Annotated in this window: 18 protein-coding genes; 5 read left to right on the top strand and 13 right to left on the bottom strand. The window is 47.5% G+C overall.

The window, feature by feature from the left end; all coding sequences use genetic code 11:
* The first annotated feature begins 72 nt into the window (after positions 1-72).
* Positions 73-969: a glycosyltransferase family 2 protein gene (locus BUB86_RS12550; RefSeq protein WP_073210047.1), complete on the top strand. Its 897-nt coding sequence runs from the start codon at positions 73-75 to the stop codon at positions 967-969.
* Here BUB86_RS12550 and BUB86_RS12545 read toward each other — a convergent pair.
* Entirely contained in the window at positions 955-1,413 is a 459-nt protein-coding gene (locus BUB86_RS12545; RefSeq protein ID WP_217653242.1) for a hypothetical protein, read from the bottom strand. The genes BUB86_RS12550 and BUB86_RS12545 overlap by 15 nt on opposite strands.
* Positions 1,414-1,586: 173 nt before the next feature.
* Positions 1,587-4,718: a glycoside hydrolase family 2 TIM barrel-domain containing protein gene (locus BUB86_RS12540; protein ID WP_073210042.1), complete on the bottom strand. Its 3,132-nt coding sequence runs from the start codon at positions 4,716-4,718 to the stop codon at positions 1,587-1,589.
* A 921-nt stretch (positions 4,719-5,639) separates the two neighbouring features.
* On the opposite strand from BUB86_RS12540, the gene BUB86_RS12535 reads away from it, so the two are divergent.
* Positions 5,640-6,494 carry an aldose 1-epimerase family protein gene (locus BUB86_RS12535; protein WP_073210040.1) on the top strand — a complete coding sequence of 285 codons (855 nt, stop codon included), beginning with the start codon at positions 5,640-5,642 and terminating at the stop codon, positions 6,492-6,494.
* Positions 6,495-6,602: 108 nt separating this feature from the next.
* Here the strand turns inward: BUB86_RS12535 and secG are convergent, their stop codons facing one another.
* From secG to rlmN, 7 genes are all read right to left on the bottom strand, one after another.
* Positions 6,603-6,980 carry a preprotein translocase subunit SecG gene (secG, locus tag BUB86_RS12530; RefSeq protein ID WP_073210038.1) on the bottom strand — a complete coding sequence of 126 codons (378 nt, stop codon included), beginning with the start codon at positions 6,978-6,980 and terminating at the stop codon, positions 6,603-6,605.
* Positions 6,981-6,984: 4 nt separating this feature from the next.
* Positions 6,985-7,761 (bottom strand): tetratricopeptide repeat protein, encoded by a 777-nt coding sequence (locus BUB86_RS12525; protein ID WP_073210036.1) that lies wholly within the window; start codon positions 7,759-7,761, stop codon positions 6,985-6,987.
* 7 nt (positions 7,762-7,768) lie between these two features.
* Positions 7,769-8,281, bottom strand: coding sequence for an LptE family protein (locus tag BUB86_RS12520; protein ID WP_073210035.1), 513 nt, complete (start codon positions 8,279-8,281; stop codon positions 7,769-7,771).
* A 59-nt stretch (positions 8,282-8,340) separates the two neighbouring features.
* Positions 8,341-9,588 (bottom strand): sigma-54-dependent transcriptional regulator, encoded by a 1,248-nt coding sequence (locus tag BUB86_RS12515; RefSeq protein WP_073210033.1) that lies wholly within the window; start codon positions 9,586-9,588, stop codon positions 8,341-8,343.
* A gap of 64 nt (positions 9,589-9,652) precedes the next feature.
* The gene (locus BUB86_RS12510; RefSeq protein WP_073210031.1) at positions 9,653-10,657 is read right to left on the bottom strand and encodes a lysylphosphatidylglycerol synthase transmembrane domain-containing protein; all 1,005 of its coding nucleotides are present in this window, start codon (positions 10,655-10,657) and stop codon (positions 9,653-9,655) included.
* Between the two features lie 16 nt (positions 10,658-10,673).
* Positions 10,674-11,711 carry a PdxA family protein gene (locus tag BUB86_RS12505; protein WP_073210029.1) on the bottom strand — a complete coding sequence of 346 codons (1,038 nt, stop codon included), beginning with the start codon at positions 11,709-11,711 and terminating at the stop codon, positions 10,674-10,676.
* Positions 11,712-11,726: 15 nt separating this feature from the next.
* Positions 11,727-12,764, bottom strand: coding sequence for a 23S rRNA (adenine(2503)-C(2))-methyltransferase RlmN (gene rlmN / locus BUB86_RS12500; protein WP_073210026.1), 1,038 nt, complete (start codon positions 12,762-12,764; stop codon positions 11,727-11,729).
* Positions 12,765-12,865: 101 nt separating this feature from the next.
* Here rlmN and BUB86_RS12495 point away from each other — a divergent pair, with 101 nt between their 5' ends.
* Positions 12,866-16,540 (top strand): DUF4922 domain-containing protein, encoded by a 3,675-nt coding sequence (locus tag BUB86_RS12495; protein WP_073210024.1) that lies wholly within the window; start codon positions 12,866-12,868, stop codon positions 16,538-16,540.
* Positions 16,512-17,810: an MFS transporter gene (locus BUB86_RS12490; protein ID WP_254795163.1), complete on the top strand. Its 1,299-nt coding sequence runs from the start codon at positions 16,512-16,514 to the stop codon at positions 17,808-17,810. Before BUB86_RS12495 ends, BUB86_RS12490 begins: the two co-directional genes overlap by 29 nt.
* 14 nt (positions 17,811-17,824) lie before the next feature.
* Here the strand turns inward: BUB86_RS12490 and epsC are convergent, their stop codons facing one another.
* The 4 genes from epsC to mfd form a co-directional block, all read right to left on the bottom strand.
* A complete protein-coding gene (gene epsC / locus BUB86_RS12485; protein ID WP_073210187.1) occupies positions 17,825-18,745 on the bottom strand; it encodes a serine O-acetyltransferase EpsC in 921 nt (306 codons plus the stop codon).
* Positions 18,746-18,836: 91 nt separating this feature from the next.
* A complete protein-coding gene (locus BUB86_RS12480; protein WP_073210019.1) occupies positions 18,837-19,664 on the bottom strand; it encodes a sensor histidine kinase in 828 nt (275 codons plus the stop codon).
* A gap of 92 nt (positions 19,665-19,756) precedes the next feature.
* The gene (locus BUB86_RS12475) at positions 19,757-20,182 is read right to left on the bottom strand and encodes an Hsp20/alpha crystallin family protein (protein WP_175549498.1); all 426 of its coding nucleotides are present in this window, start codon (positions 20,180-20,182) and stop codon (positions 19,757-19,759) included.
* A 116-nt stretch (positions 20,183-20,298) separates the two neighbouring features.
* Positions 20,299-23,661 carry a transcription-repair coupling factor gene (mfd, locus tag BUB86_RS12470; RefSeq protein WP_073210016.1) on the bottom strand — a complete coding sequence of 1,121 codons (3,363 nt, stop codon included), beginning with the start codon at positions 23,659-23,661 and terminating at the stop codon, positions 20,299-20,301.
* Positions 23,662-23,753: 92 nt separating this feature from the next.
* Here mfd and BUB86_RS12465 point away from each other — a divergent pair, with 92 nt between their 5' ends.
* Positions 23,754-24,506, top strand: coding sequence for a polyprenol monophosphomannose synthase (locus BUB86_RS12465; protein ID WP_073210015.1), 753 nt, complete (start codon positions 23,754-23,756; stop codon positions 24,504-24,506).
* The last annotated feature ends 20 nt before the right edge of the window (positions 24,507-24,526 follow it).

Here is a 24,526-nt window from a genome sequence, read left to right as displayed (position 1 = left end):
TATCGAATTTAACGTTTTTTGGGAAGAAAAGCATCTGTCTGTGATAGAAAATGCTTACTTTTGCACGCTGTAATGAGCAATAAGGCTATATCCATATTGATTCCGATATACAATTCTGTTTGCGTTAATCTGGTAAAAGAGTTAGCAGCTCAAGCCCGGCAATTGAACGTAGACTACGAGATAATTGTAGCCGACGACGACTCGCCCCTGAAAGAAGCCGTCAAGGGCAACGAGGCTATCAACGCCATTCCCCATTGCCGTTACATTGTAAAACCCACTAACACAGGTAGTGCCGCAACTCGTAATTTCCTGGCGCAGCAGAGTCAATATCCCTGGCTATTATTTATTGATTGCGATGTAGTTATCACTAATCCAATATTCCTAAATACCTATTTATTATTAATAGAGCATAGTGAAGGTGTGATTAATGGAGGTATCGCCATTGCCGAAATGCCGCAGATGGCCCATAACCTGAGATATATTTACGAGAAGGATGCCGAAGCTGAGCACACAGCCCAAAAGCGCCAACAAAACAAGTATCAGGAGTTTCGCTCAACTAACTTCATGATTCGTCGTGATGCTTTTCTTCAGAATCCCTTCGACGAGCGATTCAAAAAGAGTGGCTACGAAGATGTGCTTTTCGGCAAGCAGCTTAAGCTGAACAACATCCCCGTACTGCACATAGCCAATTCTGTAACGATGATGGAGTTTGAATCCAACCCTGATTATGTAGCCAAGACAGAGCGTAACCTGCGCACGCTTTATGAGTTTCGCAGCGACCTGCGTGGCTATTCGCGCCTGCTCACATTGGTATCCGGCATCCATATCCCCGCCATTCTGTGGCTCATCCGCCTGTGGCACCGCATGTTTGGAGTAATAGAAAGGCGGAACCTCTGTGGATCCCGCCCTTATCTGTTGGTTTTCAAATTATACCGCCTGGGGTATTACCTAAGCTTACTCAAGAACTGAGAAGGTTAATTTCTCGTAACCCTCAAAGTCGTCAAACTGAATCTGGAAGTCAGCATACTGGTAGTAGTTACCACCGGTATTGTGAGTATCCTTCAGCGAGTTACTCTTAGCCAGCGCATTCAGAATCTGATTGTAAACCACCTTGTCGTTGTTATCATCAGGAATCTGAATAGCCATAGAGGTAACGATTCCACCTACTACCTTATAAGTGTAATCACCTGCAGCATACAGCTGGAAATCGTCAGTCTCCAGAATAGTCTCAAGCTCACCAACCTTCTCTACGAGTTCATCGTATGTCAAGTTAACATGAGTAATGGGCACACGGTTCTCGTCAAGTTTAATATAAGTGGTGTCACACTCGCTGGTGACTTGATTCTCTTCTGCATAGCTCATGATCGGACCCATCATCAGGGCGATCAGCAAAATTGTTACTTTTTCTCTCATCTTCATATCAATCCATCTCATTTTTCCGTTGCAAAGGTAACAATTTATCATATACCCACCAAGCGTTTTTGGCTAAAAATTCATAAAATAACCATCTGAGGTTAACTTTTTGACTGAAATCAAGCCTCAGATGGTTACATTTTGCTATAAATTGTGCATAAATATTGCACAAATTATTTTATCGGGCGGATAGCGAAGGTAAAGTCGTAGTCCTTATATGGCATCAGATACTCAGCACGAGGCCATGCTCCCCATGAGTTTACACAGCCCAGTCCCATCTGGCGCTGCTGGATGTGTACCTGAGTCAATGGGCGCTCAATCAGGTCGCCTGAGTGACGGCCTATCTCCTTATCCTTGCTAGCACCATCGTCCAGATCCTCAGTCAGGAAGTTCAGCGCACTTGCCTCCATAGGCGCATTGCTGTAGAACTCCAGTCCGTTGCCCTTGGCATTAACCACGCGGAACCAGCGCACATCGGTATGGTTGCCCGACTCCTGTGGACGTACGTATGCAAAGTACTCATCGGCCACCTTGTTCTGATAGACGCCGATAAACTCGCTTGAGTTACGGTCGATGTAGTTCTCAACCGGACCACGACCGTAGTAGCTCACTGCATCGAACTCCTTAGGCATCTGCAGCTGCACGCCATAGCGGAACAAGCCGCTCACCTTGGCATCCTTGTCGGTATTCAGCTGCTGGTGTACTATCACCTCGCCTTCAGCAGTGAGTGTATAGGTCATCACCAGTGTTGCCTTTACGTCAGGCATGTCGAAGGTCGAAGTAACAGTGTTGCCGTCAACCTTACAATCCTTCAGCTTCATCTCTGGGTTCTTCCATGCACCGAAACGGTTCTGCAGACCAGCACCATAGTCGTTATCGGTTGGTGCACGCCAGAACTCAGGCACTATCGACTGGTGGTCTACCAGCATCTCCTTGCCGTCTACATCCAGATAGTCAATCCAACCGCTCCACTTACCAATGGTGAGTGTGGTACCAGCTGCATCCAGCTTCACGTAGCTCTCAGTCTCCTCCTTCTCAACCTGAGCCTTCTCAGCCTTCAGCTCGGGGAACTGGTATGGATTCAGCACAAACTGCTGACGGGCCATCACCTGTCCCTTCTCGATGAGCGGCTGAGCCTGCTTAGCCTTGAACTGGAACACTACAAACAGCTCCTGGTCGCCATGGTGCCCCATCATCTTGGTGATGATCTTCTGCATATCCTCGCATACGATGAGCTTGCGCTGCTGTGGAGCAATGCCGCTGATGTCCATCTTACCGCCATGACCGAATGTCAATCCGGCAGGGCGATTGCCACCGTGATGGTGTCCGCCTTCGGCAGCTCCGCCAACAAACCACTCCAGCTCCAGGTCGTCGAGTGTCTTGAAGAAGTTCTCATTGTAGATTTCAAACTTACCTTCCTTCAGGTTCTTCTCTGTTACCCATACGTTCTGATAGTAGTACTGCACCTCGTAGGCGTGTGGATTCAGTCTGCGGTCGGGAGCTATGATACCATTACAGTTGAAGTTGTGGTCGGTAGCAGGATAGCGTCCGTAGTCGCCACCGTATGTAAATATCTCCTTACCGGTAATCTTGCTCTTATCACGCAGTCCCTGGTCTACAAAGTCCCAGATGTAGCCACCCTGATAGGTGGGATACTTACGGATAAGATCCCAGTACTCCTTGAATCCACCCATCGAGTTACCCATAGCGTGGGCATACTCACACTGTATCAGAGGCTTAACCTCCTTTGAGCCACCCAACTGGTTGCCCTTATACGAAGTTGTTCCGCTCTGCGAATATTTCTCGCAGTCCTCATACCCCAGATACATGGGGCAGAAGATGTCGGTCTTACCTTCAATGCGAGCCTGCTCATACTGGCATGGACGGGTATTGTCGTATGCCTTCACCCAGTCGTAAGCCTTCTCAAAGTTCTCTCCATAGCCAGCCTCGTTACCCAGGCTCCATACGATGATGCTGGGGTGATTCTTATAAGTCATCATGTTACCCTCCTGGCGCTCTATGTGAGCCTTAGCAAAGAGTGGGTTCTTAGCCAGCGTCTTTTCGCGATAGCCCATACCGTGACTCTCCAGATTACTCTCGGCTGTGACATACAGTCCATACTCGTCGCACAGGTCGTACCAGCGTGGATCGTCAGGATAGTGGCAGGTACGCACGGCGTTGATGTTCAGCTGCTTCATAATCTTGATGTCCTGAATCATGCGGTCTACGCTCACGATGTAGCCACCGTCGGGATCCAGCTCGTGGCGGTCGGCACCCTTAATCAGTATAGGCTGTCCGTTCACCAGCAGCTGTCCGCCCTTAATCTCGATATGGCGGAAACCCACCTTCTGCTTAATCACCTCAGTAGTCTCGTTACCCTTCTTCAGCGAAACCTCGAGAGTATATAAATAAGGTGTCTCGTCTGTCCATGCCTTGGCATTCTCTACGGTAGCGTTCAGTCCCTCAGCCACCAGTTTGCCTTCGGCATCATACAGCTTAGCCTCTACAGGAGCCTTGCCGCCAGCCAGCTTCACGTCAACATTCAGCACCCCCTTGCCCTGCAGGTAGTCCTGCTTTACAAACACATCCTGAATGTGCACCTTTGGTGTGGCATACAGATACACCTCGCGGGCGATACCGGTAAAGCGCCAGAAGTCCTGGTCCTCCAGATAGCTACCGTCGCACCAGCGCATAATCTGCATGGCTATCAGGTTCTTGCCAGGCTTCAGATACTTGGTGATGTTGAATTCGGCAGCCACCTTCGAATCCTCGCTGTAGCCCACATACTTACCGTTTACCCATACGCTCAGGTTGCTGGTAGCGCTACCCACGTAGAAGTAAACCTGCTGACCCTTCCAGCTGGCGGGCAACTCGAAGGTCTTACGGTACGAGCCGGTGTAGTTGTTAGTCTCGCCGATGTATGGCGGATTGCTCTTAAAGGTAGTGCTCCAAGAGTAACCTGTGTTCTTGTAGATTTTGTCGCCATACCCCTCAATCTCAAACAGTCCTGGCACGGGGAAGTCTACCCACTTCGAGTCGTCGTACTTCAGGGCATAGAATCCCTGAGGTGCATCCTGATGGTTCTTCACGAAGTTGAACTTCCATTTACCTTCCATCGACAGATAGCGACCTGACTTCTTCTTGTCGCCCTTCGCCTTCTCAGCGTTTTCAAACCCAAAGAAATGAGCATGTCTAGTCTCACGATTCTGCTGGTTCACGCCAGCATCTTTCCATACTGGTGTTTTCTGCGCACTCGCCATTGTGAATGCGCCACACACCATGCATAATAATAGTTTCCTTATCATACGTTAGTTTATCAAATTAATTGTTTTCAATTTCCGTGCAAAGATACAAAAAATTTCCGATACTTCCAAATAGTATAGAGAGATTTTTTAGAGATAAGCACGGCAAAATTCCCAATCTCGCTGCATGGCGAAGTCGTCTATACTCTCCGTACCATTTTCCAGTTTTTCACTTTGGAACCGTTCCTTCTGTACACAAACGTGTACACAAACGGAACCGTCCCTTTTGTGTACTACGAGGATGGAGGTTATAAAGTTATAACTTATAACTCCTGACACCTGACATTTAGGTTTTTGTATTTTGGAAAAGGTGGTAAAGAGTAGTTTGGGTATAATAATACAGCATAATATATTTTATTATATATATTATATATAATATATATAATAAAAAACTTCGTTTCAAACAAAACGAAATATTAAGATGTCAGGTGTCAGGAGTTATAAGTTAATAACTTTCTGAAAAAAGACACAGATTTAAAAAAAATAATTGCTAAAAACTTGTACAATTCAAAAAATTATTCGTACCTTTGCATCATAGATGCAATACAAAGAAAAGCATCTAAAAATTACGAACAAGCCAGAGAATTTTTTTTGTAGGCCTACCAGAAAAAATTCAGAGGCTAACGACGCAAATCTACGACTAAGGAAGAGGTTTTAAGGAAAAGGAAAGTTTATTACACCCTTAAAATTATTAATTCATTTATGGCATCGAAAGTAAAGGCATTAGAGAGACTGCTGAAGTTTGACATCAAAGCATGGGCCACAAGCTGCATGGGCATTTATCAGCAGAAACGAAGAACCCATAATCAAGGCTCCTCGCTTATATTTTTACTGAAAGTTGAAAATATTCTTGGCTCAAATCGTGATTTTTTAACCAAATTGTGCTATCTTTGCAGGCAGTTTACTAATCATAATTTTGAAAACATGGTAGAACTTAAAAACGAACTGCTGACAATCAAGGTGGCAGAAATGGGAGCTGAGCTCCAGAGTGTGAAGGACAATAACGGTAGGGAGTATATGTGGCAGGCCGGCGAGAAATGGCCCAGACACTCACCGATACTCTTCCCGATAGTATGCAGCGTGAATAAGGATACGTATACGGTGGATGGCAAGGAATATCACCTGCCACGACACGGATTTGCACGCGACACGATGTTTACACTGGTACGACAGACACCAGAGAAGGTGACAATGGCACTACACGACAGCGAGGAAACACTGAAGGTGTATCCATATAAGTTTAACCTGGCTATCACCTACCGACTGGAGGGCAACAAGATTCACGTGATATGGCACGTGGAGAATACCGACACTAAAGAGATTCACTTCCAGATAGGTGGACACCCCGCATTCAACACGCCTAGCGGAAAGCTGGACGGCATTATCAAGCTGGACAACGAGGAGCCTATGGACTCACTGAAGAGTTACATAGACGGTAGTCATGAAATGACAGAGATACCACTGGAGGCAGACATGGGCATCATGGAGATTTCGAACAACCTTTTCCGCGATGACTCGGTGAAGATTCACAAGTGCCAGACTCATCGCGCTATGCTGATAGACACCAACGGTGAGCCAGCTGTGACGGTGGACTATAAGTGCCCTGTGATTGCTTTCTGGAGCCCGTTTGACAAGCAGGCACCATTTGTGTGCATTGAACCTTGGTACGGACTGGGCGATCCGCGTGGATTCAAAGGTGAGTTTAAGGACAAGCCGCTGATGAATCATCTGCAGCCCGGGGCTTCGTTTATGAGTAAGTATACGATTACGATTGGATAAAGAAAAATCTCCCCCTGAGTAGGGGGAGATAGAGGGGGTCTGAGCAATGCTTGATTATGCGCTTGTTCAGACCCCTTTGGATTCCCCCTAACTTAGGGGGAAAAACAACTACTTCTTCTCTGCGGGAGCTGCAGGAGCCTCGGTTGCAGGAGCTGCGGGAGCAGCTGCATCCTTCTGCTGCTGACTGGCACCGAAACCAGGAAGGTTATTAGGATTGGTTGCAGGAGCCTGATAATTCTCCATTACTGAGCTCTCGCCACCTGCCTGAGGAGCTACATATGCGCAGCATACGCTAACGAGAACCATGAAACCAGCGAGGAACCAAGTGGCCTTCTCGATGAAGTCGGTAGTTTTACGAACACCGCCAATCTGGTTATAACCTGAGAACTGAGAAGCCAGACCGCCTCCCTTTGACTCCTGAATGAGCACAATGCCAATCATGAGCAGTGCTGCAATCACGATAAGAATTACAAATAATGTGTACATTTTTTTATTTATTATTTTTATTATTATTTATCACTAATTTCTCTAAGAAACGTATTTGATCTGCAAAGTAAGCATTTTTTTTCGGATTATCCAAACTTAAACGCCTAATTATTTCTAAAGCTTTCGAATATCTACCCTGTTTGATGTAAATTCGTGCCAAAGTTTCAGTAAAAAACTCTCCACCTACCTCAATTTCGCTATTTTCGGGTTCTGATTGAGGCTCAGGACGATACTCGGGCGTATCGCTGAGAATAAACTTGCCTTTGTCATCATTTATGAACGAATCAATAAGGTCCTGACCTGGCATTTGCGGTACCTCGCCAGGCATCTCCTGACCACCATCTGGCTCAGCCTCAACAAGGTAGCTGATATAGTCGACAGCAGCATCGGCAGGGGTGGGCTTGCGCTTGGCTTTACGTTCAGTCTCCTCGACATAATCCTTAGGAATCTGATCAAGGAAATTGTCGATAAGCGTTGCAGTACGATCCTCGTTATCGGCTACCTTTGACTTAGCTGCCTGCTGCTTCTGCGGAATCATGTTGCGATACTCGTAGTGGCGCCCCTCGATCATCTTGAACACCACGCGGCGATCGGTGATATAGGCCGAAGCGCGACGCAGCTCCTCGTCGAAGGTGGCATCGTGAAGCAGATAGAGGTTCTGAAGCATCAACAAACGGGCCGTCTGGAAATAGGGATAGAGAGCCAACAAGGAGCGCAACTCGTAGAGCGTGTCGCGGTCCATCCTCTCCGGATGTTTTATCAGTTCCGTTATTCTATCCATATGCGGTTTACCAGTTGGCTACGGTCTTGTTGAATATCTGGTCGCAGAGGTCCTTCACCATTTGAGTTACTAACTCCTCCTGAACGCTATTGAGCGACTGAGTAGTTTCGTAGCTGGCAGAGGCAGAGAACTGCTGCTCGAAATCTTCATTGTGGTTCTTGTTATTCGTAAAACGCACGTTGACAGTCATCGTGAGCTCAGTCATTGCCGAATAGCCCTCGGCACTTACGCTCTTGTTGCGCTGTTCGTAGCGTGTAATCTCTCCTTCAATCTTAAGGTCGCCATTGCGCTTAACCTGCTCCAGGCGGGTGTGGTTGGCAAACTGATCCTTAAGCTGATTATTAAACATCGGACCCATAGGACCCCATACATAGCTACTACGGATGGGGAACTCGGCAATCTGGATGGTCTTGGTCTGCGAGTAGTCGATGCTGGCACCGTTGAACTTATAGCTGACGGAGCAAGATGTAGTGAATAGTGAACAGTGAATAGTGAATAGTATCACACCAATGTATACCATCCACTTTCTGACATATTTTGTTATCAATATCTTATTCATCACTATTCACTATTCACTATTCACTTCTCCAGCCCATATTGTTTCAGTCTGCGATAGAGGGTTCGGTCGCTAATGCCCAGTTCCTGGGCTGCTTTCTTGCGGTTGCCATGATTACGCTCCAGGGCCTTTTCAAGCATCTGCTTACCAAGATCATTGAGGTTCAGGCTCTCAAGCTCCTTCTCGGGTTCGATATACTCCTCGGCATAAGCATCCTCGACAGACGCTATAGGTGAGGAGGCGAGAGGATGAGCGGGTGAGACAGTGGGCAGTGTGGTGGCGGCAGGCATAGGGTCGATGGTGGCAGGCTTGGCGGTCTGCACATCGGCGAGCTGTTTCTTCAGCGCACTCATCTCGCGACGCATGTCGTTTACGTTACCACGCAGCTCAAACAGGATTTTATATAAAATCTCGCGTTCGTTCTCAAAACTATGATCGCCACTACCCTCACGGTGAATGGTGGCCAACTGGGTTGACTCCTGATCCTGAGGGATGAATTGCGAAAGCACCTGAGCCGTAATGTTACGCTCGGGCGAGAGAACACTGATCTGCTCGGTGATATTCTTAAGCTGGCGCACATTGCCCGGCCACTTGTAGTGCATCAGCAACTGCTTGGCACCCTCATCGAGCGCCACGCGGTCCATCTTATATTTCTCGGCCATCTGCAAAGCAAACAATCGGAACAACAATATGATATCCTCGCCACGCTCGCGCAGAGGTGGCATCTGGATGGGTATAGAGTTGAGACGATAGTAAAGGTCCTCGCGGAAGCGACCCTCGCTGATGGCCTGACGGATATTAACGTTAGTAGCGGCAACAATGCGTACATCGGTCTTGCGAACCTCGGTGGCTCCCACAGGGATATACTCGCCTGTTTCGAGCACACGCAGCAATCGGGCCTGAGTAGCCAAAGGCAACTCGCCAACCTCGTCGAGGAACAATGTACCCTTATTGGCCACACCAAAATATCCAGGTGAATCGTTGATAGCACCTGTGTACGACCCCTTGACGTGTCCAAAGAGTTCGGAATCGATGGTACCTTCGGGGATTGATCCGCAGTTGATGGCGAAGTATTTTTCACGGCGACGAGGAGAGTTATCGTGAATGACACGGGGAATAATCTCCTTACCCACTCCGCTCTCGCCCACGATAAGCACACTAAGATCGGTGGGCGCAACCTGAAGGGCTACGTCGAGCACGTGGTTCAAAGCATCGCAATTGCCTACGATGTTGTACCGCTGTTTGATGTTTTGAAGTTCACTTGTCTTCATTGAGCTGACAAAATTACATATTTTTTCTGAAACATCTGCAATTTTGGCAGATTTTTAACGCAAATTACTTATCTTTCTTATCGAGCTTGATTAAAAGCAGTCCGATAGCAGTCCAAATCAGCTCACGGACACGTACCAGCAGGGCAACAAAGATACCTGCATTGGCTGTCATGCTAAGGCCCTCGGTACTCATGAGGAATCCGCCCTCGCGACCACCCAACTGCAACGGCATAAAGAACAGCATGTTGGCAAACAGCGTGGTGAAGGCATAGATCAATATACACTGAGGAACAGTTACCTCGGGCATTATCACAAGCAGAATAAAATATATCTCGAAGGTTGACGCCAAACGGCACAGCAACTCCAGAATAACCGCAGCCTTGAACGTGTGCGGATTCAGATTGTGGAGAGCTGCTATCTGCTGATCGACCTCGGCCAGCTTTTCGCGATTATTCTCGATATAAGGCTGTGCCCACTTCTTGACCATGGGGAAATGGCTGAGAATCTTCATACCCGTCATGGCAATGCCGCGCTTATAACCACGCAGGAAGAACCAGATGGCCAACAATGCTATACCGGCAATAATGGGCAGCAGGATATAGCTAAGCGGTGTCATCTTCTGTGTAATAATATAAAGAGGTACGCTAAGCAGCCAGAACCAGAAGTGGCTGTAGATATGCGTCATCACATACAGAATGACACTCGACGATGCACGCTGTCCACCAATCTTGGGCGACAGCGACATGATGCGATAGGGTTCGCCACCCATCAGTCCGCCAGGTGTGGCATAGTTGAGAGCAAAGGCAGAGATGGTAATCTTATAGAGCCACCAGAAGCCAACCTTGCACTTACGACAAACGCCCTGCTCGTTGCCAATGGTATTGATGATAAGATACCACGAGGCGGTATTGATCATATAAAGGAATGCCCATAGCACCAGTACATTGGCAAACCAATAGCCTGCATGCCGAATGCCATCCCAGGCCTGACGGAAGTCAAGCTGGGAGGCCATTATGACGAGAACTAACAATCCGAAAAGGAAAAAGTAGTTCTGGTACTTTTTATTCATTTATTGCTTGTCTAGTTTACTTAAATACGTCCTTGGCACGAGGCATAGCAAAACGGGCCTTGTCGCCATCCTCACGCTTCTCATGATAGAGCTTGGGCAGAGGATTAGCCATTGGCTCGTCGTACTCCTTACGATGGCGGTACATATCTACCGCAGCATATATGGCCTGACGTAGCGATGTTGGATCAGCTATACCCTGACCTGCAATCTCGAACGAAGGACCGTGGTCGGTAGTGGTACAGATGGCTGTGATACCAGCCTTGAGCTTTACTCCGAATTCGGGAGCAAGAGAATTGAATGGCAGCATGCCCTGATCGTCGTACATAGCCAGTATGCCATCAAACTGCTCGTGATTGTTACATGCAAAGAACTCCTCGGCAGCGTATGGACCGAAGGCCTGAACATTCTGCTTTTCGAGTTCCTCGATAGCAGGAGCGATAATCTGCTCTTCCTCGGTACCTGGCTGCGGATTAAGTGCCAACACAGCGATACGAGGATTATTGATTCGGAAATCGCGCTTCAAACTATTAAAGAAAATCTTTCCCTTCTCAACTATCTTCTCGATGCTGATGGCCTGTGCCACTTCCTTGATGGGCAGATGGTTGGTAAGTAAGCCAATACGAACACGATCGCTGAGCATAATGGTGAGTGCCTTATCCTCGCGATGGGGGTTGGGGTTAGGTACTACCGGCCCCAGCACCAGCACATCGTACAGATGCTTCTGCATATCCTCCTTAGCACGGGCTACAGCCTGCTTGGCAGCACGGTCGCTAGCCTCGGTAGGCTTACCAAACTCTACAGGCACCTCCTCATCGAAGGCGGCCAACAAGTTCACTCTGCCGTCTTTTGCCTCTTCAGCATCCTTAATGATGGTAAACTGGGTTTCTATGTTCAGCGCCTTACGATGGAAGGTTGCTGCTTTGGGCGAACCATAAATAATAGGTGTGCACATATCCAGCATCATGGGATCCTCGAAAGCTCGAAGGATGACCTCATAGCCTATGCCGTTGGTGTCGCCATGCGTGATTGCCACGCGAATTTTTCTATTCTCCATTTATATTTCAGTTATTCAATGTTCAATCTCATTCTTCTTCGCAGTCGATAGCAGTCCACATGCTGCAAAGATATCCTGACCACGACTGGCACGGATGGTGGTAAACACGCCGTGGGCTGTCAGATAGTCGCGCAGTGCCTCCATACGTTTCTCGTCAGCTCCAGGCAAATCTACACCTGGTATCTCGTGGAATCGTATCAGATTTACCCTACAATCCAGTCCGCGCAACAGTTTGATGATTTCGCGAGCATGGGTGGTGGTGTCGTTAAGACCTGCAAAACAGATATACTCGAACGAACAACGGCGCTGGTGACTGAAATCGTACTGTTTCAACAGATCGACCACCTCGGTAATCGACATCTGCTTTTCGGCAGGCATCAGGCGCTGGCGCTGTTCAGGCAGCGGAGAGTGCATCGAGATAGCCACATGGCACTCGCTCTCATCGAGGAAACGCTTCAGTTTATTCTTGACACCTACACTCGAAACGGTGATGCGACGTGGACTCCAGGCGTAACCATAATCGCTGGTCAACACCTCGGTAGCACGTAGTACAGCGTCGAGATTATCCATAGGCTCGCCCTGACCCATAAACACAATATTGGTAAGTGTTTCACGCTCAGGCAGCGAATAAATCTGATTCAGGATGTCGCCAGCACTCAAACTGCCCTCGTAGCCCTGCTTTCCCGTCTGACAGAAAAGACAGTTCATTTTGCAGCCCACCTGGCACGACACACAGAGTGTGGCACGATCGCCATCGGGGATGTAAACCGTTTCTACGAAATGTCCGCTGGCAACTGGAAACAGGTATTTGATGGTGCCGTCTTTCGACTTCTGGCAATCAATAGGCGCCATGCTGCCCACCTGAAAGCTATCGTTCAGCTTTTCACGATTAGCCTTCGACAGATTAGTCATCTCGTCGATGGTTGCTACATGCTGCTGATAGAGCCACTTAGCTATCTGGCCGGCGGTAAATTTGGGCATACCCAAATCAGCCACTACCTGCTGCAATTCAGCAAGCGACATGCCTAATAACACCTTCTTTTCGTCGTACATCTTTACTTTTTGCCTGCAAAGGTAGAAAAAAAACTTGAATAATATGGTTTTCTCGGAAAATATTACTACTTTTGCCCTGCAATAAAACAATTATTCACAGAATGAGAGAAAAAATAGATTGTTTCCTGCCTTGCAACGACCTGGAGTCGGCCCGCAACGTTGTGGCCCAGATAAAGGGCAGCAAGACGATACAACATATTTATCTGCTAGTAAACAAACCACTTGGCGAACTGGATGGTGCACTTTGCGACTGCCAGCAGATAGTAGTAGCCGACCTGACTAGTAGCAACACACTGATGGCAATAGCCGAGAATGCAAAAGCCGACTATGCACTACTGCAGATAAGACCACGAGAGATACAGATGGCCAAAGGCACACTAGACCGCATGCTGCGTATAGCCAGCGATTCGGATGCTGCCATGATCTATGCAGACCACAACGACCTGATAGACGGCAAGCTGCAGCCACATCCCGTTATCGATTATCAGATAGGTAGCATTCGCGATGATTTCGACCTCGGTTCACTTATCTTAGTCAAGACATCACTGCTACACACATTCGCTATGCAGGCTGGTGAACACGACTACCGGTATGCTGCGGTATATGCCCTGCGTCTGTTTCTGAGTCGCGAAGGTCGCATTTTCCACATCAACGAGAAACTGTACACTGAGCAGGAAACTGACACTCGTGCATCGGGCGAGAAGCAGTTTGACTATGTGAACCCACGCAATCGTGAAGTGCAGATTGAGATGGAGCATGCTGCTACAGCGCATCTGGCCGCCATAGGCGCCAAGATCGATCCTTCGTTCTATCGCCGTCCTGACTTCAACGAGCAGGAGTTCGATGTCGAGGCATCGGTGGTGATTCCGGTTTACAATCGCGAGAAGACCATTTGTGATGCAGTGAACAGCGCACTCAGTCAGAAGACAAAATTCAAATTCAACGTGATTGTGGTAGACAACCACTCTACCGACAAGACAACCGAGTTACTGCGTGGATTCCATGATGAGCGACTGATACATATCATACCCGATCGCTACGACCTAGGCATTGGCGGATGCTGGAACACCGCTATCCACGACGACAGATGCGGACGTTTTGCTGTACAACTTGACTCCGACGACCTGTATTCGTCGCCAAAGACCCTGCAACAGATTGTAGATGCATTCTACAAGCAGAACGCTGCTATGGTGATAGGTTCATACCGCATGTGTGACTTCGATCTGAACACACTACCCCCAGGACTTATTGACCACGCCGAATGGACCGATGAGAACGGACCTAACAATGCTCTGCGCATTAACGGACTTGGTGCGCCACGTGCTTTCTTTACGCCGTTGCTACGTCAGGTTGGATTCCCTAATACCAGCTATGGCGAGGACTATGCTTTAGGTCTTATCTTCTCACGCCACTATCGTATTGGCCGCATCTTTACCGAGCTTTATCTCTGCCGCCGCTGGGGTGGAAACAGCGATGCCGCCCTTTCGATTGATAAGGTAAACGCCAACAATCTGTATAAGGACCAGCTACGTTCACTCGAAATTATGGCCCGCCAGCAGATGCTACAAGGTAAGCAGGAACTGATAAACGACTCGCCACTGATGCGATTCTTTAACCGTCAGTTAGAGAAGTGGGACGATGCACGCCAGCGCTATCAAGACTTGCGCAATGTTAAGACACGCGAGCTGGTTGTGGGCACATCAACGATGAAGGTGCAGTTCAACCCCGCCCGAATCGTATCAACAGGTGCAAAGATTGACAAACAGACACTAGCAGAACGCCCCTGTTTCCTTTGCGAACAAAACCGTCCTAAAGAACAGGTAAAGAAACCTATTGACGGGCAATACGACTTATTGGTAAACCCCTACCCCATACTGCCTATACACTTCACTATACCATCTGTGAAACATGAACCTCAGCTGATTCGCAACTCGTACAGCGAGATTCACAGACTGCTGAACGAATACCCAAGCATGATGGTATTCTACAACGGACCTAAGTGTGGTGCATCGGCCCCTGACCATGCCCATTTCCAGGCAGGCACGTCAGGAGTGTTACCATTGCAGACGGCATGGCAGCGACTTTCTCGCAATCTGAAGCCCATACTCAATCTCAACGACGAGGAAGGCATCTCACTTATAGAAGAGTACCCTTGCCCGGCATTGCTGATACACAGCAAGTCGGAGTATAGCGACGAGCAACTATTTATCCGTCTATACGAAGCACTACCAGTGCCAGAGGGTGAACCGGAACCCATGCTGAACATTGTTAGCTGGCGCCACGATACCGATTACTATTCGGTGGTGTTCCCCCGCAAAAAACATCGCCCCGACTGCTATTATGCTGAGGGATGCAACCAGTATATCATTTCGCCTGGAGCACTTGATATGGCAGGTTTCATTGTAACTCCACGTAAGGAGGACTTTGAACGTATAACCCCAGAGGTGGCACTCGGCATACTCAACGAAGTATCGCTGCAGCCAAACGAACTCCAGCAGGTTATCGACCGCCTCAAAGCCACCCAATGTTCAATGGTCAATGGTCAATGTTCAATGAAAAAAGAGCCAAATGTTACCGTTGGCATCGTGAGTGGCGAGAAGATATCATTCAGTCTTAACAAGCCATACGTAGCTAAAGGCGAAGTGATAACAGGCGATCAAGTGGTTGAATTCAGCGAGGGTGGAATCTTATGGCGAGGCACTCAGTATCGTAACCTCACCTTTACCCCACAAGCCGAAGACGCATCGTTCTCGCTTAACGATGTTACCATAGGCGTAAACTTCCATTGGGAGCGCAAAGAAACTCAGACATTTGAGGGCACACTGCGCATTGTGGTAGAGGCCGACAAGATTGTAGCAATCAACGAGTTGCCTGTAGAAAAATACCTGACCAGCGTTATCTCGAGCGAGATGAGTTCAACATCAAGTCTGGAGTTTCTCAAAGCTCATGCCGTTATCTCACGTTCGTGGCTGCTGGCACAGATTGAGAAGCGTAAACAGCACGAGAGCGGAGGTGACAACTTCTTCTCGTTCACCAAGAGCGACAACGAGTTTATCCGCTGGTACGATCGCGAAGACCACACCATATTCGACGTGTGTGCCGATGACCACTGCCAGCGCTATCAAGGCATCACACGTGCCAACAACACCCACGTTGAGGAGGCCATCAGTCAGACGCGCGGACAGGTACTGATGTACGGAGATGAGATATGCGACGCACGTTTCTCGAAATGCTGCGGTGGTGTAACAGAAGAGTTCCAATACTGTTGGGAGGACACCCCGAAACCTTATCTGGTATCATTCCAGGATCCATACTGCAACACCAGCGACAAGCATATCCTATCGCAAGTACTTAACGACTTTGATCAGGAAACTCCCGACTTCTACCGTTGGGAGGTGAAATACACTCAGGCCGAACTATCGGAACTAGTCAATCGAAAGCTAAAAGACGACTTCGGCGAGATTGTAGATCTCATTCCTGTGGAGCGTGGCAAGAGTGGCCGCATCTGGAAACTTAAGATTGTGGGCACCAAGAAGACATTTACCATTGGTAAAGAACTCGAGATACGACGCGCCCTCAGCGAGAGCCACTTATACTCTTCAGCCTTTGATGTTGAAAAGGATGGCGACAAGTTCATCCTTCACGGTAGGGGTTGGGGGCATGGCGTAGGTTTATGCCAGATAGGTGCCGCCGTGATGGGCGAACAAGGACACCCCTACGACGAGATACTGTTATTCTACTATCGCAATGCTGAAATCAAGAAACTATATGAATAAAACCCGTTCACCCTGGGCTTGGGTGCCCACACTCTACTTTGCAGAAGGCGTGCCCTATGTAGCAGTTATGACCATCTCGGTTATCATCTACAAACGTCTCGGACTATCGAATGCCGACATCACCCTCTATACCTCGTGGCTATATCTGCCATGGGTTATCAAACCCCTGTGGAGTCCGTTTGTTGATATGCTACGCACCAAACGCTGGTGGATTCTTGCCATGCAGATACTGATAGCTGCGTCATTGGCGGGTGTAGCATTCACCATACCCGGCCCGTGGTGGCTGCAAGGTTCGTTGGCATTCTTCTGGCTGTTGGCCTTTAGTAGTGCCACCCACGATATTGCAGCAGATGGTTTCTATATGCTGGGACTGGAGCAACACGAGCAGGCCTATTTCGTAGGCATTCGAAGCACGTTCTATCGTATAGCCACCATTTTCTCGTCAGGATTATTGGTGGGACTGGCAGGTGTATTGCAGGTGCTAACCCGTAGCATAGCCTATGCCTGGAGTTTGGTGTTCTATCTGATTGCAGGCCTCTTTATCGCCTTGTGGTTATACCACAGCTGGGCACTACCTCGCCCCAGCGAGGACAACAATCGCATACAGAAAACTGCAAAAGATATCGTGAACGAGTTCTGGCAAACGTTAGTAACCTTCTTCCAGAAGCCACAGGTTTGGGTTGGCATCTGTTTCATGCTGTTCTATCGTATGCCAGAAGGACTGCTGGCCAAGGTGTCGGCCTTATTCCTTGTTGACAAAATAAGTAACGGTGGACTGGGCCTTTCGGATGTTGAGTTTGGTATGGTTCAAGGTACCGTTGGTGTTATCGGACTCACCCTTGGTGGTATTCTTGGTGGTATCGTAGCTAGTAAAGACGGACTGAAGCGTTGGCTATGGCCTATGGTTATGGCAATCACCATACCCGACTTGGTATATGTCTACCTCTCTTATGCACTACCATCTAGTTTGTTAATAATCAACATCTGCATCTTCCTTGAGCAGTTCGGCTATGGATTCGGATTCTCGGCCTATATGCTATACCTTATATATTATAGCCAGGGTGAGCACAAAACGGCCCACTATGCACTATGTACAGCCTTCATGGCCCTGTCGATGATGATTCCCGGACTCTTTGCAGGTGCCCTGCAGGAGTCGGTTGGCTACCAGGTATTCTTCCTCATCGTAGTAGGGTGCTGCGCCATGACGTACATCGTCTCGTCGCTACTCAAGATAGACCCAGAATTTGGAAAAAAGAAAACAGAGGCTTAGTCCTCTGTTTTCTTTTATATCCCCGCTCCTGCTTCGAAACCTGCGTCGATGGCTTTACTCTGCAGGATGCGTGAGTTTGGCGGCACACTATGTGTAAGCCAGATGTTACCACCTATGGTAGAATCGTGTCCAATGGTGATGCGACCCAAAATCGAAGCGTTAGAGTAAACAGTTACATTGTCCTCGATAATCGGGTGTCGAGGCACATTCAGCATATTTCCGTTCTCATCGTATTTAAAGCTCTTGGCACCAAGTGTCACACCCTGATACAACGTAACGTGATTACCAATAATAGTAGTCTCGCCAATAACCACACCCGTGCCGTGATCGATAGCGAAATACTCGCCTATCTGTGCGCCTGGGTGAATATCGATACCCGTCTTAGAGTGAGCCAGCTCAGTGATGATTCGAGGGATAACAGGCACTTCTAGCTGATGTAGTTTATGAGCCACACGATAGTGAGTCATCGTGTTCATTGACGGATAACAGAATATTACCTCACCATAGTTTGGTGCGGCAGGGTCATTATCAAACATCGCCTGTACATCGGTATACAGCAGTCTTTTAATCTCAGGCAGCGCATCGATAAATGACAAGGCCTTCTGCTCTGCCTCGCCATACACCTGATCCTTAGTGCGCTCGCCTTCACAATGCTCGCAGAACTGCAGTCCATGTGCTATCTGCTTGGTAAGCAGCTTAGCCAGTTCTTCCATTGCCACGCCTATGTGGTATGCCCGTATAGCCTCGTCAGGCTGTCGTTTCTCAAAATAGTCGGGGAATATAATGTTTTTCACCAATGCCACAATGCGTTTCACCATCTCTACCGATGGCAACGGTGCTACTGTGGCAGGCATCATGCTTACCTCTTTTTCGGTCTGTTTCGACAACTCCGCCACATTCCTACGCAGCGTCTCGTTTATTTTTGCTTTATCCATCATCATTCAGTCGATTAATCAAACATCGCCGCAAAGGTACGAAAAAATAGGCACGAAATGCACTAATTACAAGAAAAATATAAAAAAAGGGCTACAGTCCTTTCTTTTTATCGCGTAGACGGCATGGGAAATAAACAGTAACGGTGGTACCCTTACCCTCTTCAGACTTGAGTGAGATTTCGCCATTCATGCCATCTACGATAGCCTTACAAATAGACAAACCCAAGCCAGAATTCTTATTAAACATATTGAGCGACTCATCGCCCTGAAGAACGTTAGAGATATTGCCATGGAACTTCTGCGGAACACCATCGCCAGTATCGATGATACTAACCTGAAGACCATCGCGCTCAGCCTCATAAACGATACTGATAGAGCCTTCGGTGGTATGGCGAATGGCATTCTGCAATAGGTGCATCATAAGCTGATACATCAGGTTGGTATCGAGAGTACCTTTACAATGAGGCGATAACTTACTGCGAACATAGACCGCCACATTTGGGGCTACATTGCGTTGAGCCTCACGACGATAGCTAGCCATAAGTTCAGCCAGATTAACTTCGATAAGCGTGAAGGTTTGTAAACCACTCTCGAAATTAGAAAGTTCAAGTAACTGCGAAATAAAATACATCAGCTGATTGCCATCCTTGTTGATCTGGGCTAGCGAATCAGTAAGCTGGTTTGGTTTTGTATTCTCCACCCCTGTAGTGAGGAGATCATTACTCTTGGAAATAATGTTATTAAGAGGATTACGCAGTGCGTGACTTACGTTAGCAAGAAAAACCGTCTTGAGATGCTCTGAGCGACGCGCACGATCGACCTCCTTTCGCAACAACAACCGATAATAGTTACGAAGTACACAAAAACCCACTACTATAACAAGCAACAAAAACACAACGATAATCTGCCAAATATCCATAGGTGTAGTAATTAAATATAATACGGGTGCAAATATACAAATTATTATTTAAAACAGGAAATGTGGTTAACACTTGTTAACCACATTTCCTGTTATGCGATATCTATCTGTCGCGATAGTTTAACTTTCTCTTCAACCACCTTAGGCAACTCTACCGTTAGAACGCCATGTTCTACGCGCGCCTTGATGTCCTCCTTTTTCACATCATCAGGGAGAATCAGCGTCTGTTCAAACTTAGAGTATGAGAACTCACGACGCAGGTAGCGTGTATTCTTATCCTCATCCTTCTTTTCCTGCTTGCTCTCCATCTTGATAATCAGGTTTCCCTCGTCGTTGATGTGAACATTAAAATCCTCCTTCTTCATGCCCGGTGCTGCAAGCTCTACTGTGTAGGCCTTGTCGCTCTCTTTTACGTTGATAGCTGGTGCTGTGTAATTGCTCTTTGGAACGAAATCGGTATCGAACAAGTCACTGAATACACTAGGAATCCAACTGTTACTTCTCATTACTGGCATCATAATTTTTACCTCCTAATTTTATTGTTTTTAACTGATTAAACATGTTGTGAACTTTGGTACTTAATAACCGCGTTCATCATGCTAAAGGCAAAATAGGTGCCGAGGTAAAAGCCACGTCATAATGACAGAATTTGCCGACAGATTGTCAGAGCAGAAGCGACGGTTGGTACATCAGAGATAACCACAGAACGCTTGCCACTACCCTCACGGAAGTTGCATTGGCGAGGGTTATTGGATACATAATGGAGTATACGGCCAAAGGCATCGCTCTGGAAGTAAGGACTATCGTCGCGCGAGACGAAGTAGAAAAACATCTTCTGTTGCTTGAGCATAATCTTCTCGATACCCAACTGTTTACCAGCTACACGAAGCGGTACCACCAAGATAAGTTCCTCGCTCACAGCAGGTATGGCACCAAAACGGTCGACCAAACGCTTGCGATAGGCATCTAACTGAAGCTCCAGCTGAGTACTATTAGCCAAATTATCAAGTTCTCGATAAAGCAGCATACGCTCCGAGTCGCTAGGCACATACTGATCAGGGAAGTACATCTCGATATCGGAGTCAAGAGCACAGTCGTCGACCCAAGCGATAGAACTTGTATCACTAGCATGACTAGCCTTGCCAGAATCACTAGAGCCACTAGCTGCCGATTCGGCAGCTGCAAACTCTGGCTCTTCATTTTTCAGTTCGGCCATCGCTTGATTAAGAATCTTCTGGTAGGTTTCGTAACCCAAATCGGCAATGAAACCACTCTGTTCAGAGCCCAGCAGATTACCAGCACCACGGATATCAAGATCCTGCATGGCGATATTGATACCAGAGCCAAGATCGGAGAAATTCTCAAGAGCCTCTAAGCGGCGACGACTCTCAGGATTGAGTGCAGAGAGCGGTGGTGCCAGGAGATAACAAAAAGCCTTGCGGTTGCCACGTCCCACGCGACCACGCATCTGATGGAGATCGGAGAGTCCGAAGTTATGAGCCCCATTAATAATAATGGTGTTGGCATTTGGGATATCGATACCGTTCTCAACAATAGTGGTTGAGAGCAGCACATCGTAGTCATAATTAGAAAAGTCAAGGATAATCTTTTCCAACTGTTCGGGCTTCATCTGTCCATGTCCGATACAGATACGTGCATCAGGCACATACTTCTGTATTATTTCCGCGATATGCTCCAAATCGGCTATACGATTATTCACAAAGTACACCTGTCCGTTACGGCTCATTTCATAGTTCACAGCTTCTGAAATAATCTCCGGACTAAAGGTGTGTATCTCTGTTTGTATAGGATAGCGATTAGGTGGTGGCGTTTGTATCACACTCAAATCGCGCGCTCCAACCAGCGAGAACTGGAGGGTACGAGGAATAGGTGTAGCCGACATGGTAAGCGTGTCGACAGAGGTTTTCATCTGACGGAGTTTCTCCTTGGTAGAGACACCGAACTTCTGTTCCTCGTCGATGATGAGCAGACCAAGATCCTTAAACTTTATCGACTTGGAGATAAGACGATGGGTACCAATGATGATATCAATTTTACCATCGGCCAAGTCTTTCTGTATTTGAGTGGTATCCTTCTGGGTACGGGCACGGGTAAGGTAATCAACTCGTACGGGCATATCCTTGAGTCGACCTGAGAAGGTACGGAAGTGCTGATAGGCCAATACAGTAGTGGGCACTAGTACAGCAACCTGTTTGCCATCGACAGCAGCCTTGAACGCAGCACGCACGGCCACCTCGGTCTTACCAAAGCCCACATCGCCACAAACCAGACGGTCCATAGGACGAGCACGCTCCATATCAGCCTTGACATCTTGAGTGGCTTTCAACTGGTCGGGGGTATCCTCATAAAGGAACGAGGCCTCAAGTTCGTGTTGCATATATGAGTCGCGACTGAAAGCGAAACCTTTTTCGCGACGACGCTTAGCATATAGTTTAATGAGGTCGCGAGCTATCTCCTTGATGTGCGCCTTAGTTCGCTCCTTGAGGCGCTCCCACTGACCTGTACCAAGACTCGACAGACGTGGTGCTTCGCCATTATCTTGTCCCTTGTATTTTGCTACTTTATAGAGCGAGTGAATGGAAACATAGATGGCATCACCTTTTTGATAGATAAGCTTAATCATCTCCTGATAACCATTGCCCTGAGGCATACGTACCAGGCCACCAAACTTACCCACACCATGATCCACATGAACCACAAAGTCGCCAATTTCAAACTGTTGTATCTCCTTAAGCGTAAGAGCCATCTTTCCACTACGGGCCTTGTCGCTCTTGAGATTGTACTTATGGAAGCGATCGAATATCTGATGATCGGTAAAGAAACATGCCTTAAGATCATCATCGATAAAACCCTCATGTAGCGTTTTATCAACAGGTGTAAAACGAATGGTGCTCTGTTCACCTTCAGTCTCAGCACGCTGAGCAAAAATATCCTTTAGACGTTCGTTTTGCTTGGGGCTGTCAGCAAGTATATAGAGCTGATAGCCCTGCTGTAAGTAGTTATCAAACGCCTGAAACAGTAGTTCGAAATTTTTGTGGAAAAGTGGCTGTATCGTAATATTAAAACGGATAATGCTACAATCAGGCACTGAAGCCCTATGTCCAAACTCTATGCGACGGAAACCTTCGGCCTGCGACAGAAACTGCGGCCCGGATACAAGTTGCATTCCCTCTTGGAAGCAGGCATCGATAGCATCACGAACAAAAAGGTAATCTTTAGTAGCAATAATGGTATTGTCGGGCAGTAGCGAGAGAAAAGGTTCCTGTGCTGCTTCGCTAGCTTCAAGTTCGGGCACTATCTCTACCCTATCCCGAGTATCTAGCGAGAGCTGATCCTCAACCTGAAAAGTGCGGACTGAATCAACATCGTCGCCAAAAAAATCTATACGATAAGGATACTCACAACTGTATGAATAGACATCGAGGATGGAACCACGCAAAGCAAACTGTCCAGGTTCATAGACATAATCAACCTCAGAGAATCCCAACTCACGCAACTGACGAACAATATCGCCTACAGCCACCTGCTGACCACGCTCGACGACTAGCGTACGCGATGAGAGAGTCTGCTTGGGTACCACCATCTCTGCCAAAGCCTCTGGATAGGTAACAATGTATGATATACAATTGGCTACCGACAATTGTGTCATCACCTCTGTGCGAAGAATCTGTGAGGCAGGATCAAGCTGACCATACTTGATGGCACGGCGATAGCTACTCGGGAAAAAGAGCACTCGTCGCTGACCTAAAAGCTGAGTAAGGTCGTGATAGAAATAGCCAGCCTCTTCTGCATCCTGAAGAATAAACAGGAAAGGAGCGAAACACTTGGCAGCCAGACTACCAAACAACATAGGGGCACTAGACCCCAATAAACCTTCGAGGAAGACCCTGCGAACAGAGGGATTTCCCATCTCATGAGCCAAAGCTGACACCTGAGGCAACTTGGCATAAACTTTTTCTAAATCTTCTAACTTCATTGCGTTTAGACTGCAAAATTACAAAAAAATCCGTAAATAGTGCGGTTAGTGCCAAAAATTCAGTATCTTTGCAGCGTTTTAATGAAAATAAGATGTATCAGAGTGATAGTATTGTTATAATTCCCACCTATAACGAAAAGGAGAATATCGAGAAAATAATACGTGCGATATTCGCCCTGGAGAAAAGTTTCCATATTCTGGTTATCGACGACGGATCGCCCGACGGCACCGCTGCCATCGTACGCGGACTGATGGCAACTGAGTTTGATGGTCGCCTGTTTATTGTAGAGCGCAGCGGCAAACTGGGACTGGGCACAGCCTACATCGCAGGATTCAAGTGGGCTCTGGAGCACCAGTATGATTACATATTCGAGATGGATGCAGACTTTAGTCATGATCCCAACGACCTGCCTCGCCTTTATGCTGCATGCCACGATGAGGGTTACGACGTTGCCATTGGTAGTCGCTACGTTTCTGGTGTAAACGTGGTGAACTGGCCTATTGGACGTGTGCTAATGAGCTACTTCGCATCGAAATACGTGCGAATGGTTACTGGATTCAATGTTCATGACACCACAGCCGGATTCAAATGCTACAAGCGTCGTGTGCTGCAGACCATAGAGCTTGACAAGATACGCTTTAAGGGATACGCATTCCAGATTGAGATGAAGTATACTGCCTATAAGATAGGTTTTAAAATAAAAGAAGTATCAGTTATCTTTGTTAATCGCAGAGAAGGCGTGAGCAAGATGTCAGGCGGCATCTTTGGTGAAGCATTTTTCGGAGTGATGAAGCTACGTTGGGATGGTTGGACACGCAAATACCCCAAACCAATTGATAATTGATAATTGACAATTGATAATTA

This window comes from Xylanibacter ruminicola, from assembly GCF_900142525.1.
GTDB lineage: Bacteria > Bacteroidota > Bacteroidia > Bacteroidales > Bacteroidaceae > Prevotella > Prevotella ruminicola_A.
This window is presented reverse-complemented; position numbering and strand designations above follow the sequence as displayed.

Bases quoted from the DNA above. Each gene is read 5' to 3' on its own strand.
- BUB86_RS12550 (WP_073210047.1), top strand. From the start codon at position 73: ATGAGCAATAAGGCTATATCCATATTGATTCCGATATACAATTCTGTT.
- BUB86_RS12545 (WP_217653242.1), bottom strand. From the start codon at position 1,413: ATGAGAGAAAAAGTAACAATTTTGCTGATCGCCCTGATGATGGGTCCG.
- BUB86_RS12540 (WP_073210042.1), bottom strand. From the start codon at position 4,718: ATGATAAGGAAACTATTATTATGCATGGTGTGTGGCGCATTCACAATG.
- BUB86_RS12535 (WP_073210040.1), top strand. From the start codon at position 5,640: ATGGTAGAACTTAAAAACGAACTGCTGACAATCAAGGTGGCAGAAATG.
- secG (WP_073210038.1), bottom strand. From the start codon at position 6,980: ATGTACACATTATTTGTAATTCTTATCGTGATTGCAGCACTGCTCATG.
- BUB86_RS12525 (WP_073210036.1), bottom strand. From the start codon at position 7,761: ATGGATAGAATAACGGAACTGATAAAACATCCGGAGAGGATGGACCGC.
- BUB86_RS12520 (WP_073210035.1), bottom strand. From the start codon at position 8,281: ATGGTATACATTGGTGTGATACTATTCACTATTCACTGTTCACTATTC.
- BUB86_RS12515 (WP_073210033.1), bottom strand. From the start codon at position 9,588: ATGAAGACAAGTGAACTTCAAAACATCAAACAGCGGTACAACATCGTA.
- BUB86_RS12510 (WP_073210031.1), bottom strand. From the start codon at position 10,657: ATGAATAAAAAGTACCAGAACTACTTTTTCCTTTTCGGATTGTTAGTT.
- BUB86_RS12505 (WP_073210029.1), bottom strand. From the start codon at position 11,711: ATGGAGAATAGAAAAATTCGCGTGGCAATCACGCATGGCGACACCAAC.
- rlmN (WP_073210026.1), bottom strand. From the start codon at position 12,764: ATGTACGACGAAAAGAAGGTGTTATTAGGCATGTCGCTTGCTGAATTG.
- BUB86_RS12495 (WP_073210024.1), top strand. From the start codon at position 12,866: ATGAGAGAAAAAATAGATTGTTTCCTGCCTTGCAACGACCTGGAGTCG.
- BUB86_RS12490 (WP_254795163.1), top strand. From the start codon at position 16,512: ATGCTGAAATCAAGAAACTATATGAATAAAACCCGTTCACCCTGGGCT.
- epsC (WP_073210187.1), bottom strand. From the start codon at position 18,745: ATGGATAAAGCAAAAATAAACGAGACGCTGCGTAGGAATGTGGCGGAG.
- BUB86_RS12480 (WP_073210019.1), bottom strand. From the start codon at position 19,664: ATGGATATTTGGCAGATTATCGTTGTGTTTTTGTTGCTTGTTATAGTA.
- BUB86_RS12475 (WP_175549498.1), bottom strand. From the start codon at position 20,182: ATGATGCCAGTAATGAGAAGTAACAGTTGGATTCCTAGTGTATTCAGT.
- mfd (WP_073210016.1), bottom strand. From the start codon at position 23,661: ATGAAGTTAGAAGATTTAGAAAAAGTTTATGCCAAGTTGCCTCAGGTG.
- BUB86_RS12465 (WP_073210015.1), top strand. From the start codon at position 23,754: ATGTATCAGAGTGATAGTATTGTTATAATTCCCACCTATAACGAAAAG.